This is a genomic window from Gluconobacter wancherniae NBRC 103581 (assembly GCF_007988885.1).
GTDB lineage: Bacteria > Pseudomonadota > Alphaproteobacteria > Acetobacterales > Acetobacteraceae > Gluconobacter > Gluconobacter wancherniae.
The window spans coordinates 174,799-188,028 of the sequence record NZ_BJUZ01000003.1 but is presented as its reverse complement, the minus strand read 5'-3'; the positions used below and the strand labels follow the sequence as shown (position 1 = coordinate 188,028).

General features: G+C 58.4%; 15 protein-coding genes. 9 read left to right on the top strand and 6 right to left on the bottom strand.

Annotation, left to right across the window (positions count from 1 at the left end):
- Nucleotides 1–18 precede the first annotated feature (18 nt).
- Together GWA01_RS11620 and GWA01_RS11615 are read right to left on the bottom strand one after the other, a co-directional pair.
- On the bottom strand, nucleotides 19–486 hold the full coding sequence (locus tag GWA01_RS11620) for a RidA family protein (protein ID WP_146798197.1): 468 nt from the start codon (nucleotides 484–486) through the stop codon (nucleotides 19–21).
- A gap of 71 nt (nucleotides 487–557) precedes the next feature.
- The gene (locus GWA01_RS11615; protein WP_146798244.1) at nucleotides 558–2,291 is read right to left on the bottom strand and encodes a chloride channel protein; all 1,734 of its coding nucleotides are present in this window, start codon (nucleotides 2,289–2,291) and stop codon (nucleotides 558–560) included.
- Between the two features lie 167 nt (nucleotides 2,292–2,458).
- On the opposite strand from GWA01_RS11615, the gene GWA01_RS11610 reads away from it, so the two are divergent.
- Entirely contained in the window at nucleotides 2,459–3,220 is a 762-nt protein-coding gene (locus GWA01_RS11610) for an alpha/beta fold hydrolase (protein ID WP_146798195.1), read from the top strand.
- A 16-nt stretch (nucleotides 3,221–3,236) separates the two neighbouring features.
- On the opposite strand, the gene hisD is transcribed toward GWA01_RS11610, so the two are convergent.
- Complete coding sequence (hisD, locus tag GWA01_RS11605; RefSeq protein WP_146798193.1) at nucleotides 3,237–4,535, bottom strand: histidinol dehydrogenase; 1,299 nt, start codon at nucleotides 4,533–4,535, stop codon at nucleotides 3,237–3,239.
- Nucleotides 4,535–5,236 carry an ATP phosphoribosyltransferase gene (hisG, locus tag GWA01_RS11600; protein ID WP_146798191.1) on the bottom strand — a complete coding sequence of 234 codons (702 nt, stop codon included), beginning with the start codon at nucleotides 5,234–5,236 and terminating at the stop codon, nucleotides 4,535–4,537. The genes hisD and hisG overlap by 1 nt, the downstream gene beginning before the upstream one ends.
- Nucleotides 5,237–5,350: 114 nt before the next feature.
- On the opposite strand from hisG, the gene GWA01_RS11595 reads away from it, so the two are divergent.
- Nucleotides 5,351–5,776 (top strand): GntR family transcriptional regulator, encoded by a 426-nt coding sequence (locus GWA01_RS11595; RefSeq protein WP_146798189.1) that lies wholly within the window; start codon nucleotides 5,351–5,353, stop codon nucleotides 5,774–5,776.
- A 3-nt stretch (nucleotides 5,777–5,779) separates the two neighbouring features.
- Entirely contained in the window at nucleotides 5,780–6,703 is a 924-nt protein-coding gene (locus GWA01_RS11590) for a slipin family protein (RefSeq protein WP_146798187.1), read from the top strand.
- 15 nt (nucleotides 6,704–6,718) lie between these two features.
- Here the strand turns inward: GWA01_RS11590 and gmk are convergent, their stop codons facing one another.
- Nucleotides 6,719–7,348, bottom strand: a complete 630-nt coding sequence (gmk, locus tag GWA01_RS11585) for a guanylate kinase (protein WP_146798185.1) — start codon at nucleotides 7,346–7,348, stop codon at nucleotides 6,719–6,721.
- Between the two features lie 71 nt (nucleotides 7,349–7,419).
- The gene (locus GWA01_RS11580; RefSeq protein ID WP_371858447.1) at nucleotides 7,420–8,628 is read right to left on the bottom strand and encodes an AI-2E family transporter; all 1,209 of its coding nucleotides are present in this window, start codon (nucleotides 8,626–8,628) and stop codon (nucleotides 7,420–7,422) included.
- Between the two features lie 228 nt (nucleotides 8,629–8,856).
- Between GWA01_RS11580 and pqqA the strand changes: the two genes are divergently transcribed.
- From pqqA to GWA01_RS11550, 6 genes are all read left to right on the top strand, one after another.
- On the top strand, nucleotides 8,857–8,937 hold the full coding sequence (gene pqqA, locus GWA01_RS11575) for a pyrroloquinoline quinone precursor peptide PqqA (protein ID WP_035978951.1): 81 nt from the start codon (nucleotides 8,857–8,859) through the stop codon (nucleotides 8,935–8,937).
- Between the two features lie 90 nt (nucleotides 8,938–9,027).
- Nucleotides 9,028–9,942, top strand: coding sequence for a pyrroloquinoline quinone biosynthesis protein PqqB (pqqB, locus tag GWA01_RS11570; RefSeq protein ID WP_146798181.1), 915 nt, complete (start codon nucleotides 9,028–9,030; stop codon nucleotides 9,940–9,942).
- On the top strand, nucleotides 9,939–10,658 hold the full coding sequence (pqqC, locus tag GWA01_RS11565) for a pyrroloquinoline-quinone synthase PqqC (protein WP_146798178.1): 720 nt from the start codon (nucleotides 9,939–9,941) through the stop codon (nucleotides 10,656–10,658). Before pqqB ends, pqqC begins: the two co-directional genes overlap by 4 nt.
- Nucleotides 10,655–10,930, top strand: coding sequence for a pyrroloquinoline quinone biosynthesis peptide chaperone PqqD (pqqD, locus tag GWA01_RS11560; RefSeq protein ID WP_146798175.1), 276 nt, complete (start codon nucleotides 10,655–10,657; stop codon nucleotides 10,928–10,930). The genes pqqC and pqqD overlap by 4 nt, the downstream gene beginning before the upstream one ends.
- Nucleotides 10,927–11,994 (top strand): pyrroloquinoline quinone biosynthesis protein PqqE, encoded by a 1,068-nt coding sequence (gene pqqE, locus GWA01_RS11555; RefSeq protein WP_146798172.1) that lies wholly within the window; start codon nucleotides 10,927–10,929, stop codon nucleotides 11,992–11,994. Before pqqD ends, pqqE begins: the two co-directional genes overlap by 4 nt.
- A gap of 32 nt (nucleotides 11,995–12,026) precedes the next feature.
- Nucleotides 12,027–13,175, top strand: coding sequence for a pyridoxal phosphate-dependent aminotransferase (locus GWA01_RS11550; protein ID WP_146798169.1), 1,149 nt, complete (start codon nucleotides 12,027–12,029; stop codon nucleotides 13,173–13,175).
- Nucleotides 13,176–13,230: the final 55 nt, after the last annotated feature.

Sequence of the window (13,230 nt, the reverse complement as noted above, 5' to 3'; positions counted from 1 at the left end):
ATCCCCCAGCCGTATTTATCAGGCGATTTCGAAAAGAGCTTCAACTTCAACCGGTGCATTGGCCGGGAGACTCGGCACGCCAATGGTCGAACGGGCATGGCGCCCGGCATCACCAAATACTTCTACAGCAAGATCCGATGCACCGTTCATTACAACCGCATGCTCCGTGAATTCCGGCGTGCAAGCAATGAAGCCACCCAGACGGACAACACGCTTGACGCGGGTAAGATCTCCGCCAAGAGCTGCCTTCACCTGAGCAATGACATTGATCAGACACGCGCGAGCACATGCCGTACCTGCCTGATTGGAAACGCCACCGCCAAGCTTGCCGGTGATCAGCAGCTTGCCATCAACCAGCGGCAACTGCCCCGATACAACCAGCATGTTCCCCGTAAGGACCGTCGTAACGTAATTGGCTACGGGTGCCGCAGCCACGGGGAGCGTGATTTCAAGAGCCGCAAGGCGGGTGTCGGGCGTATCAGCCATGAGTATTCTCCGATTGGGACAGGGTTCTGTTTTGAAGGCTGGTTCCGGCGCTGCCAAGAGGAAATCCTGTTTTAGGTCGGGAAACGCTCCTCTCCGGCAAGCGTCCGGCGGCTACGCTCAAGCTCTTCGGCATAACGACGCAGAGTATGCTGCTCAGTCAGTATCCCTACAACCTGCCGGGACTGAACATCCTCCACCACAACAAGTGCATCCGCTTCTGCCCTGCCAAACATTTCGGCTGCGTCCTTTACAGTCATGAGAGGTGTGAGCATCGCATCCGGAAAATGGGAAAGCGTCGCAATCGGCATCGTGGAGGGTGCCACAGCATGAAGATCTGCCATCTGAACCATTCCCACATAGCACCCATCCCGGTCTACCAGAACAATCCGCTGCGCAGCCCCCAAAGGAAAGAGCGTCTGGGCACGGTTTATAGGTGTATCCGATGGCAGCGTCCGCACCTGATCACGCATCATGCGCCGCACATTGAGGGAGCGCATCCAGCCAATATCGACCGCTGACCGGATGGATTCACCACGAAGATGAAATCGCCAGGTCGCAAAGCTGTACCCGAACAGGCGCCGAACAGTGAGGAGCGAAAGCACAGCAGCAACAAGCGCTGCACCGCTCATCGTCACGCTTCCCGTCAATTCAAGGATCAAACAGATCATCGTCATGGGGCTGCCGATAACCGCAACCGCCATGGCACTCATACCCACGAGCGCGCAGGCCGTCGGTGAATCAGGAGCCAGCCCAAGGGGACCCAGCATTGCGCCATAAAGCACACCCGCGAGAGACCCCAGATATAGAGAGGCAAAAAACAGCCCTCCCCTGAAGCCTGATCCGATGGAAAGGCACGATGCGAGTGCTTTCATGATTAGCAGCATAAGCGCCATCTTTGGCACCACACCGCCCGCAAGTACGGTGCGCATCGCCTCATGCCCCGCCGAAAGAACGGATGGGTGAATTGCCGCAAGCCCACCAACCATCAACCCACCGACTGCGGGGCGCAGCCACACAGGCCCCGGCATCTTGCGGAAAAGCGCTTCCGTCTGGGTAACGCAATACATCACACCAATCGCGGTCAACGCCGACAGGATACTGAGCAGCACCACACCAGCTGTCCCATGCCAGGTCAAATGCCCTGCATCTGGAATCATGACGGCCGCCGGAACGCTTCCCAGAAACCGCGTGACGCCTACCCCCGCCACAGCAGCAACGGCGACGGGAGACAGGCTGACAAGTGAATACGACCCGATCACGAGTTCGAACGCATAAAAGGCGCCAGCAACAGGTGCATCAAATGCCGCCCCGATCGCACCGCTGGCCCCCGCCCCAACAAGCACGCGCAGATCCTCCCGACGAACCCGGAACGCCCTCCCGATCCGCGAACCAAAAGCCGAGGCAATCTGTGTAAACCCGGCTTCCAGCCCAATAGACGCACCCACACCGTTTGAGATCAACGTCTGGCAGACAAGTACAAGGCTGTCCTGAACAGACATCTGTCCGCCATGCAGGGCATTCGCCTCAATCGGATCTACCGGGCGGCGCGGCATGATGCGGGTGACGAAGATGCTGAAAAGGCCCAGCGCCAGCCCTCCCAGTCCCAGAACCAGAATGACCCGCACTGCTGGCAAATGCGACAGCCCTGAAAGGCGCCCACCGTTCTGAAGACCAAACAGAACCGCATGCAGAAAAAGCGTTACCCGCGTGATGATGAAAACGCAGAGGCCGCCCAAGGCCCCAACCATCGCGGCGAGAACCGAGAGCCAGATCTCATCCGCGCGCACCATCGCACGCAGCGCCATGGGAGCCTGGGCTGGCTGCCGCCACCACCGGCGGGCATGATGACACAGAATACGTCTCAGATCAGATCGGGCAGGATGGCTGGACAAGGCGGTCCCCGAGCGGCAGGTGTTCTCCTGTTTGACCGCAAGCGGCGCTACGATCAACAGCAGTCATGGAAGGATCACACATGAAACTGAACACCCTCGAACGGGGAGAGCACGGAAAACCCGTCATCTTTCTGCACGGTCTGTTCGGTCGCGGCCGGAACCTCGGCTTTCTGCAACGCGCTGCCGCTGAGCATTTCCGAACTTTCGCATTTGATCTCCGTGCCCACGGAGACAGCGCCCACGCCCCCATCAGCTACCCTGCAATGGTTCAGGATGTGCTGGAAACCATGGATGCGCTGAACATCGGGCAAGCCGATATTGTGGGCCATTCGATGGGCGGCAAAGTCGCGATGCTAACAGCTCTCGTTGCACCTGAACGGGTATCGAAGCTGATGGTGGCAGACATAGCCCCCGTCAAAACCCATCAGGGTCACAACAAAATGATCCCGCGTCTACGCGCAATTGCGTTTCCAGCAACCCTGAACCGCGCCCAGGCACTGGACCTGTTGATGCCCCATGTCGAGGGCAAAGGCGTCGCCGAACTACTGCTGCAAAATCTAAAGCTTGGAGAAAATCCGGGCTGGGCCATCGGAATCGAACAGATTTCCGAAGCTATCGAAAAGCTCGAAGGCTGGCCCGATATCCACGTCGAACCATGGTATGGGCCTACACTGTTCCTACGTGGAGAAAATTCCACCTACGTTCAGCCCCAGCATCATGAACTGATCCTCACCCTGTTCCCGAATGCACGCATCGAAACCCTTGAGGGCGCGGGGCACTGGCTCCACGCGGAGCAACCCCGCGCATTCACGGATCAGATGATGGCATTCCTGCAAAGCTGAGCGCAGGAACCGATTTTCAAGCGCGGAATTTATCCAGTCGGGCAGAGAGACTCAAAGCATGAGCATCCAGCCCTTCGGCCCGCGCAAGCGCAACACCCGCAGGCCCGATCAGCTTCAGCGCACTTTGGTCCGCTTCGATGGTGGTTGTGCGCTTGAGGAAGTCAAACACTGAAAGCCCCGAAGCAAACCGCGCCGTACGGCTCGTCGGCAGCACATGGTTTGGACCACCCACGTAGTCCCCCACTGCCTCCGGGCAGTTACGACCCATGAAGATCGCGCCGGCATGACGGATTTTCTCACTAAAGGCACGGGGCTCATCCAGCATGACTTCGAGATGCTCGGGAGCCAGGTCATTGACGATCTCCGCAGCCTCATCGAAGTCGCGCACGATAATCACCGCACCATGATCAGCCCAGCTTCTGGCTGCAATCGCCGCACGAGGTAGCGTTTCCAACTCAACCTCAACAGCCTTCGCCACCTCTTCACCGAATGCAACGTCTGTCGTGATGAGGATGGATTGTGCCAGTTCGTCGTGTTCGGCCTGAGCCAACAAATCCAGTGCTGTCAGTCGCGGGTCATTCTTGTTATCCGCAACAACAACCACCTCCGACGGTCCAGCAATGCTGTCGATACCAACATGCCCGAATACCTGACGCTTCGCTTCTGCCACGAAAGCATTGCCAGGCCCCACAATCCGATCAACAGGCGCAACCAGATCTGTCCCAAACGCCATGGCCCCTACGGCCTGCGCGCCACCAATACGATACACTTCATCCACACCACAAAGGCGGGCTGCAGCCAGTACCAGCGGATTCAGAACACCATCAGGGCTCGGCACACACATCGCCACACGCTTCACGCCTGCGACCCGCGCGGGAATGGCATTCATCAGCACGGAAGACGGATACGCTGCCTTGCCGCCGGGAACATACAGCCCAACAGCATCCAGAGCCGTCCAACGCATCCCAAGGCGCACACCTTCCGCATCCGTGAAATCAAGATCATCTGGCATCTGCGCGCGATGAAAAGCCTCGATCCGGCGCGCAGCCACATGGAGAGCCTCCATCAGTTCGGCAGGCACCAGCGCGGCTTCGCGCTCGATTTCCTCTGCACTGATACGCAGTTGTTCCGCAGGAACATCCAGACGGTCAAAACGCGCCGTGTATTCACAAAGCGCCACATCACCCCGGCTTCGAACATCTGCCAGAATGGCCCGTACAGGCTCAGCCACAGGACTCGCCTGCCCCCCGCGCTCTCCCAGAAGCGCCTTCAGATCAGACGAAAACGTAGCGGACGTCGTATCGAGGCGTTTCATCAGGCGGGAGTCTCTTCAGTCAAAGCGGCACGAAAGCGATCAATCAAGGCGCCGATTTCCTCAGGGCGCGTCTTGAGCGCCACACGATTGACAATCAGGCGGCTGGTGACATGCGCAATGGTCTCGGTCTCATGCAGGCCATTCGCCCGCAGGGTTGAACCCGTATCCACAAGATCAACGATCACACTTGCCAGATCCAGCGCAGGTGCCAGTTCCATCGCACCGTTCAGATGTACGATCTCGGCATTAATTGCGCGGGATGCAAAATGGCGCCGGGCAATCGTCGGATATTTCGTCGCAACACGCAGGCGAGACTGTCCAGCCGCAGGATCGTCCACAACACTGACAAGACGGGCAACCGAGATCCGGCAGCCACCCAGCCCGAGATCAAGCGGGGCATAGATGTCCGGATAATCGAACTCCATGAGCACATCCGCTCCGCAGACCCCCACATGCGCACCGCCATAAGCGACAAATGTCGCGACATCGAACGAGCGCACCCGAACCACATCAAGATTCGGATCAGACGTCGGAAAGCGCAGTCGGCGGCTGCTTTCATCCAGACAATCCGGGGCAGGTTCAATGCCTGTCCGGGACAAAACAGGGCGCAGGGCCTTGAGAATGCGGCCTTTGGGCAGGGCGAGAATCAACGGAGAACCACTGCGTCCTGATGCGCCTGTCCCGTCCTGATGCGCTGTCATGGGGGTAAATCCTTGCTGTCCACAGCCTACTGGGAGGGCGAGCAAATACCACGAAGCGCCCAAGGTGCCAAAATTCCTTGACGCACCGATATGGAATATGAACATCTTGTATGTATGTCTGCCAACATTGAGACATTAATTTTCCCGACTCCGCTGGACGAAAGTGCTGGCCTCCCCTTACGTATTCAACTCAGGGAACGGCTACTTTCAGCCATCGGCTCTGGAATTCTGAAACCGGGCGACCGGCTTCCAACCATGCGCGCACTCTCGGTTCACCTCCGCATCGATCTCAATACGGTGCAGCGCGCATATGCCGAACTTGAACGTCTGGGCACAGTCGAAACCTACAGAGCACGCGGTAGCTTCGTCAGTAACGCCCCTCCCACGCCTGACCCTGCCGAACGCAGGGCTGCGGCCGAAAATCTTGCAGCCGCCACCATCGCACAGAGCCACGCGCGGGGCCTCGACCCGGCAGACATCATAAACGCCATGCAGACCATTCTTCACGCAACCGAGGCCATACGGCCCGGGAAAGGATAAAGCATGCCCCAATACCCAACTTTCCCGGCGCCTCGCGCGCGCCGCAATGCCAGTCTTCCAGCTAATACGATCTCGCTGTCGATCGCGGCTATCATCCTTTTGGCGGGTGGGGCCCTGTCGGCACAGACGCAGAACCTGCTTGCCGCCATCATTGCTGCGATCATCGCCGCGGGCGTGCTTCTATCTCTCAAGATGTGCAATTCCTGGCAGCGCGCCGTGGTTTTGCGGGCAGGCAAAATACAAGGAATTCGTGGCCCCGGACTGTTCTTCATTGTCCCGTTTCTCGATCAGATCTTCGCCGTCGTGGATCAGCGCATCCGCACCGTGCCCGTCCATACCCGCCAGACCCTCACACGCGACACCACACCCGTGGACGTTGATGCCGTCATTTTCTGGATGGTGCACGATCCCATGCGCGCCATCACTGAACTGGACGACTTCGAGGACTCTGTCTCACTCGTTGCGCTCACGACCCTGCGTGAAGTGGTCAGCAGTTCAGACCTGAGCGTTCTTCTGGAAGAGCGGCGCAAGATTGACGATCAGCTTCGTGAACTGATCGAAGTAAAAACCCGCGAATGGGGTGTAACCGTCCAATCCGTGGAAATACGTGACGTCCAGCTTCCAGACAGTCTTCAGGATGCCATGAGCCGCCAGGCACAGGCCGAACGCGAGCGCGGAGCCCGCGTTACCCTCGCCAGCGCCGAGCGCGAAGTCGCGCACGAACTGGCCGAGGCCGCCAAGACCTATGAAGCTTCGCCAATCGCCCTACAGATCCTGCAAATCAACCGCGTCTTTGAAATGAACAAAAACCGCGGCACCACCATCCTCATGCCCACCAGCATGGCGGACAGCATGGCCACGGCCACTGCCTTTGCTGCAGCTCTGCGAACCACGCCTCCAGCGGAAGAGCAGCCGCCAGCTTCATAAGCGGGACAGATCGCCTCAGTCGCGGGAGAAGCTTGCGACCATCTGGGTAAGATTCCGCTGACGTCGGGTAGAAAGCTTTGCCGCCGTCAGCACTGAACGTGCCTGGGAAATGGCCTTGTCCAGATCCGAGTTGATGATCGTGTGATCAAATTCAGACCAGTGGGAAATCTCGTCCAGAGCCGCTTTCATGCGCTTGGCAATTTCGGATGGATCATCAGAAGCCCGCTTGTGAAGACGGCGCTCCAACTCCTCCAGTGAGGGCGGCAAAACAAACAGGCTGACCACATCATCAGGCATGGCTTCACGCAGGAGCCTGTGCCCCTGCCAGTCGATGTCGAACACCATGTCCTGCCCGGCTTCAAGCGCGGCTTCCACGGGCGCCCGTGGTGTTCCATACCCTCTGCCAAACACCTCTGCCCACTCCAGAAGCTCACCATTCTGGGCCATACCCCGGAATGTTTCCATGTCCCGGAAATGGTAATGCACCCCTTCCACTTCCCCCGGCCGAGGGGAACGCGTCGTCACGGAAATGGAGTGAGACAGCGAGGGCTCAGACGCACGCAGCGCATTGGCAATGGTCGATTTACCCGCACCCGATGGAGCCGAAATCACCAGACAAACACCACGTCGGGTCTGTTGGGTCATGGTGGGCAGCTCCTGCTTTGCTGTTGATTGATAGCCGCATCTAGCCCGGATATGTTCGTTTTGACCAGAACTTACGGGTCCGTCTGGAACTGGACGGCAATCGTGCTCAACGTCCTGCGTCTGGGTGGGCCACCCAGCACATGGCCCAGCGGCGCCAGTGTTTCGATGTGATCACAGACGATCTTGAACACCGCAAGCATCGGCACAGACAGGAACGCCCCTGAAATTCCCCACATCCAGTCCCAAAACAGCAGCGACCCCATGACGAATACCGGGTTGAGCGTAAACCGACGGGCGAGCAGCATCGGCGTAATGGTCTCGCCTTCCAGAAAATGAATCAGCAGATAGATGGATGGCGGCACAAGCGCATAAAGTAGCGAAGGGAAACTGAAGAGCCCAACGATGAAATACACAACCACACCCGTCAGCGGCCCGATGATCGGAATGTAGTTCAGCAAAAAGGCCAGCACGCCCCATAGCAGGGGATTGGGCATGCCAGTCGCCCAGCACTGAACCATGTTCGCAAGGCCCACCAGAAGGTTCATGAGCGTTATCGTGACCAGATACAGCGAAACGTTCTGCTCGATCTGGCTGGACATTTCCACGATGCGGCGCTTGTCGGCAAAAGTCGGCATGATCTCGACCAGACGCCGCAAAAGGGTGTCACCATCCGTCATGAGGAAAAACAGCATCAGAAGCATCGTAAAGAAGCCACTGACCACTTCCCGTGTCCCGGCCAGAACGCTGGACCCAAGCTTGCTCAGGGCAGAATCACTGCCGATCTGCCCGGACAATGCTGTTGAAGTATGCACGTGATGCCCGCTGAACATCGCGGAAAGACGCGCATAGGAGTTCTGAACTGCATCGATCGGCGCATGCAGGACCGCGAGCTTGCTCTGAAGAGCGGGAAGAGTCTGGGATGCCTTGGAAAGCCATGCTGCCGCAGGCACAGAGATCGTTGTGGCAATGCCTCCAACAATTCCGAACATCACCACGATCAACAGAAAAGCAGCGAGATGGCGCGGCAGGCGCAGCTTGTGATGAAGCAAACGCATCGGCGTGATCATCAAAAGATTCAGAACCAGCGCAAATACGAACGGCAGGATGATCGCGGATGTAAAGTAGAGGGAGTAGAAAACAGCCAGAACCGTCAGGATCAAAACGCAGATATCGCGAACATTCATATGTTGACGCAATATGTCACGATCCAGGCGCGGGTCGGGAATCGGCTCATCGTCCGCAAGGCCGCTTTCCCGCTTTGCTGTGTTCATATCCGGCATGAAGCGGCCCGAATATGCGGAATCACGCGGGTCATCGGGCGCACTGCCAGCCATTGAATCTGCCTGCGACGGTGAAAAAGTTTAGCCATACAAAAAAGTGCAGCCAAGGACACAGTTTCGTGTTCTGCCCAAAAAACCCCTTGAACTCCAGAGCGATCAGTTCGCTAACTGAACACGAAGCCGTGGCCTGACTGCTCACGGCATCGATTCCGATCAGGGAGAAGAAGCATGGCCTGGAACACACCAAAAATCACCGAAATCCCGCTTGGCGCAGAAATCAACTCCTACGTCTGCGGCGAAAAGAAGTAATTCGCTTTTCCCTAACGGGAATGCAGCGGCCGCCTCCCGGGGCGGCCGTTTTGTTTTTGTACCCCTGAAAAAGACAGTTTTCCTGAACTCATGATCGACGTTATCGTCCTCGGCGCAGCCGCCGGCGGGGGTTTTCCCCAATGGAACTCGGCAGCCCCGGGCTGCCTTACGGCCCGCTCCGGTCAGGGTGCAAAGCCTCGCACCCAGGCCTCCATCGCTGTCAGCGGAGACGGCGAACGCTGGTTCGTCATCAATGCCGCCCCCGATCTCAGACAGCAGATTCTCTCCACTCCAGCCCTTCAGCATCGCGGAAGCCTGCGCGGAACTCCCATTCAGGGCGTGATCCTGACCTGCGGCGAAATTGACGCAATCACAGGCCTCCTGACGCTTAGGGAACGCGAACCCTTCACCCTGATGGGAAGCGATTCAACACTCGATCAGCTCGCTGCAAACCCGGTATTCGACGCCTTAGACCGCAATATCGTACCGCGCGTGCCCCTGATCCTCGACACACCAACGCCATTGGTCTGCAAGGATGGAACACCATCCGGCCTGACGCTCACCGCATTCGCAGTCCCCGGTAAAGCGCCACTGTACGCAGAAGCATCCGGCTCCCGCCCCGACGAAACGCTGGGCCTGTCCATCAGTGACGGCAGACGCGTGATGATGTTCGTGCCCGGCTGCGCCCACATCACCCCCGAACTTGTGGAGCGGGCAACCCGCGCCGATCTCCTGTTTTTCGATGGCACACTCTGGCGCGATGACGAAATGATCCGTGCCGGCCTCAGCCCGAAAACGGGCCAGCGCATGGGGCATGTTTCCGTCAATGACGCCGGCGGACCGATTGAAGCATTCACATCCTGCGTAAAACCACGCAAAGTGTTGATTCATATCAACAACTCAAACCCCATTCTGCTTGAGGACAGTCCAGAACGCAGTGCAGTCGAACGCGCGGGATGGACCGTTGCGGAAGACGGCATGAATTTCAGACTGGAGACCCCATGACGCTTCTGACCCCGGACCAACTTGAAGCCCGCCTGCGCGAGATCGGCGCCGAACGCTACCACAACAGACACCCGTTCCATCGCAAGCTTCACGATGGCAAGCTAAACAAGGCACAGGTTCAGGCATGGGCGCTCAACCGCTATTATTATCAGGCAAAGATCCCGGCGAAGGATGCGACCCTCCTCGCACGCCTTCCTACCGCAGAGCTACGCCGCGAGTGGCGTCGCCGGATCGAAGACCATGACGGTACCGAACCCGGCACGGGTGGCGTCGCACGCTGGCTAAAACTGACCGACGGGCTAGGGCTGAATCGGGAATACGTCGAAAGCACCGACGGTCTTCTACCCACCACGCGCTTCGCCGTGGAAGCTTATGTCGAATTCGTGCGGGATCGCTCAATTCTGGCGGCCATAGCCTCCTCCCTGACGGAGCTTTTCTCCCCCACGATCATCAGCGAACGCGTCTCCGGCATGCTTCGCCATTATGATTTCGTGTCCGAGGAAACGATGGCTTATTTCACGCCACGCCTCACGCAGGCCCCCCGCGATTCAGACTTTGCGCTGGCCTATGTTCGCGAACATGCCCGTACGCCAGAGCAGCAGAAAGAAGTGCTTGGCGCACTGGAATTCAAATGCTCCGTACTGTGGTCCATGCTGGACGCCCTTGATTATGCCTATGTCGAAGGCCACATCCCCCCCGGTGCCTTCATCCCATGAGCGTGACGGATGAGAGCGTTCTTTCCTTCACACGTGGCCATCGCCTCCAGCATGACCGCGTGCGCGATATCTGGCTGATCCAGGCGCCTGAAAAGGCGTTCATCGCCGAGGAAACAGCGTCCCACATCCTGCGCCTCATTGACGGAAAAACGTCTGTCGGTACCATCATCGAGCGGCTTGCGGAGCAGTTTTCCGCACCGCCAGAGGTGATCGGCACGGATGTCCACGCCCTTCTCTCTGACCTGACGGAAAAGGGCGTTCTGCGCGCATGACACTTCCCGCCCCGCCCATGAGCCTGCTAGCAGAACTCACACATCGCTGCCCGCTTTCATGCCCGTATTGCTCCAATCCACTGGAACTGGAGCGCAAGGCGCTGGAAATGGACACCGCTGGCTGGCGCAGCACGCTGGAACAGGCCGCCGAAATGGGCGTGCTGCAGGTCCATTTCTCGGGCGGCGAGCCCATGGCGCGGCCCGATCTCGTGGAACTGGTCGCTCTCGCCCGAGACCTGAACCTCTACTCGAACCTCATTACTTCCGGCGTCCTGATGAACGCTGCCAACCTTGATGCCCTCGAAAAGGCCGGGCTGGACCATATCCAGCTCTCTTTTCAGGATGTCACGGAAGAGGGCGCTGAACGTATCGGAGGATTACGGGGCGCTCAGGGCAAAAAGCTGGAAGCCGCAAAGCTCATCAAAGCGTCCGGCATTCCGATGACGCTGAATTTCGTTGTCCATCGCGAAAACGTCGCCCGTATCCCGCAGATGTTTGCCCTGGCCCGCGAACTCGGCGCAGGACGCGTCGAAATTGCACACACCCAATATTATGGCTGGGGCCTGAAAAACCGTGATGCCCTCCTGCCCAGCCGGGAGCAGCTTGAGGAAAGCACGCGCGCAGTAGAGGCCGAGCGCGCCAAAGGTGGCCTCGCAATCGATTACGTCACGCCGGACTATCATGCAGATCAACCCAAACCCTGCATGGGAGGATGGGGGCAGCGCTTTATGAATGTCACGCCATCTGGCCGCATCCTGCCCTGCCATGCCGCCGAAATCATCCCGAACGTAACATTCCCCAACGTGCGCGACATGCCACTGGCCGACATCTGGAACCACTCTGAACTGTTCTCGATGTTCCGTGGTACGGACTGGATGCCCGAACCCTGTCGTTCCTGCGACCGCAAGGAAATAGACTGGGGCGGCTGCCGCTGTCAGGCTCTGGCACTCACCGGCAATGCTGCCAATGTCGATCCGGTCTGCTCACTGTCTCCGTTCCACGAACGGATAACCGAAGCGGTGGAACGCGCAGAGTCTCCCGAACTGGTCTATCGTCGGTTCTGATATCCGTTTTTCCACGATTTTCGGAAGTTTTCATGACCGTCCCGGCCATCGACCAGTTTCATGCCATCACCATCAGCGCGCTTGCCCACCGCCTCGCCGCCGAAGGCCGCAGCATCATCCACATGGAATTCGGTCAGCCGTCGACCGGGGCACCAAAGGCCGCCATCGAACGCGCGCAACATGTCCTGCAAACTGACCCAATGGGCTACTGGGAAAGCCAACCGCTCAAAGCACGGATCGCACGCCACTATCAGGACACTTATGGCGTCTCACCTGAGGCAGACCAGATCATCCTGACTTGTGGCGCCTCCCCGGCGCTCGTTCTCGCCCTGACAACATGCTTCGTGCCCGGCGCCCGGATCGCCCTCGCACGCCCGGGTTATGTGGCCTATCGCAACACCCTTCGCACCCTGCACATGGAGCCCATCGAAATCGAATGTGGTGCCGCAGAGCGTTATCAGTTGACGGCGCCCGCAATCGCAGCCCTCGACCCAGCGCCCGACGGTCTCATCATCGCAAGCCCTGCCAATCCCACAGGAACAATCCTGCCCGGCGCTGAAATGGAAGAGATCGTCCGTATCTGCAAAGCCCGTGGCATCCAGGTCATCTCAGACGAAATCTATCACGGCCTGAGCTATGGTGAGCCAGCACGCAGCGTGCTGGAATTCGACGCCAGCGCCCTCATCGTCAACAGCTTCTCCAAATATTTCAGTATGGCACCCTGGCGCCTGGGATGGCTCGTTGTTCCCCCGGAAAAAATAGATGCTGCCCGGGCTCGCATGGGAAACCTGTTCCTTACGCCCGCAGCGCTCAGCCAACATGCCGGGCTTGCCGCCTTTGATTGCATGGACGAACTGGACGGCCATCTGGAAACATATCGCCGTAACCGAGATCTGCTACTGGCAGCCATGCCAAAGCTGGGCCTTAACCACATCGCCCCTCCTGACGGCGCATTCTACATTTATGCCGATATTGGGCATTTGACTGACGATAGCCTCGAATTCTGCAAGAGACTGTTGCTGGAAACCGGCGTGACCACCGCTCCCGGCGTGGATTTTGATCCTCTTGATGGCAACCGCTTCATGCGCTTCAGCTTTGCTGTCTCCACAGACCGTATCGAAGACGCCATCCAGCGGATGATCCCATGGTTCGCAAAACAACAGCCTACCAGCCCCGGCTAGAGTCACCCCACAAAGATTTCACAGTGTTGCTCCTTCCTGCTACGCTGGTCAGTAT

What these genes read in the sequence shown, in the direction of transcription:
- GWA01_RS11590 (WP_146798187.1), top strand. Translation starts at nt 5,780, where the DNA reads ATGCCCCAATACCCAACTTTCCCGGCGCCTCGCGCGCGCCGCAATGCC.
- pqqC (WP_146798178.1), top strand. Translation starts at nt 9,939, where the DNA reads ATGACGCTTCTGACCCCGGACCAACTTGAAGCCCGCCTGCGCGAGATC.
- GWA01_RS11595 (WP_146798189.1), top strand. Translation starts at nt 5,351, where the DNA reads ATGTCTGCCAACATTGAGACATTAATTTTCCCGACTCCGCTGGACGAA.
- pqqD (WP_146798175.1), top strand. Translation starts at nt 10,655, where the DNA reads ATGAGCGTGACGGATGAGAGCGTTCTTTCCTTCACACGTGGCCATCGC.
- gmk (WP_146798185.1), bottom strand. Translation starts at nt 7,348, where the DNA reads ATGACCCAACAGACCCGACGTGGTGTTTGTCTGGTGATTTCGGCTCCA.
- hisD (WP_146798193.1), bottom strand. Translation starts at nt 4,535, where the DNA reads ATGAAACGCCTCGATACGACGTCCGCTACGTTTTCGTCTGATCTGAAG.
- pqqA (WP_035978951.1), top strand. Translation starts at nt 8,857, where the DNA reads ATGGCCTGGAACACACCAAAAATCACCGAAATCCCGCTTGGCGCAGAA.
- GWA01_RS11610 (WP_146798195.1), top strand. Translation starts at nt 2,459, where the DNA reads ATGAAACTGAACACCCTCGAACGGGGAGAGCACGGAAAACCCGTCATC.
- GWA01_RS11580 (WP_371858447.1), bottom strand. Translation starts at nt 8,628, where the DNA reads ATGCCGGATATGAACACAGCAAAGCGGGAAAGCGGCCTTGCGGACGAT.
- hisG (WP_146798191.1), bottom strand. Translation starts at nt 5,236, where the DNA reads ATGACAGCGCATCAGGACGGGACAGGCGCATCAGGACGCAGTGGTTCT.
- GWA01_RS11620 (WP_146798197.1), bottom strand. Translation starts at nt 486, where the DNA reads ATGGCTGATACGCCCGACACCCGCCTTGCGGCTCTTGAAATCACGCTC.
- GWA01_RS11550 (WP_146798169.1), top strand. Translation starts at nt 12,027, where the DNA reads ATGACCGTCCCGGCCATCGACCAGTTTCATGCCATCACCATCAGCGCG.
- pqqB (WP_146798181.1), top strand. Translation starts at nt 9,028, where the DNA reads ATGATCGACGTTATCGTCCTCGGCGCAGCCGCCGGCGGGGGTTTTCCC.
- pqqE (WP_146798172.1), top strand. Translation starts at nt 10,927, where the DNA reads ATGACACTTCCCGCCCCGCCCATGAGCCTGCTAGCAGAACTCACACAT.
- GWA01_RS11615 (WP_146798244.1), bottom strand. Translation starts at nt 2,291, where the DNA reads ATGGCGCTGCGTGCGATGGTGCGCGCGGATGAGATCTGGCTCTCGGTT.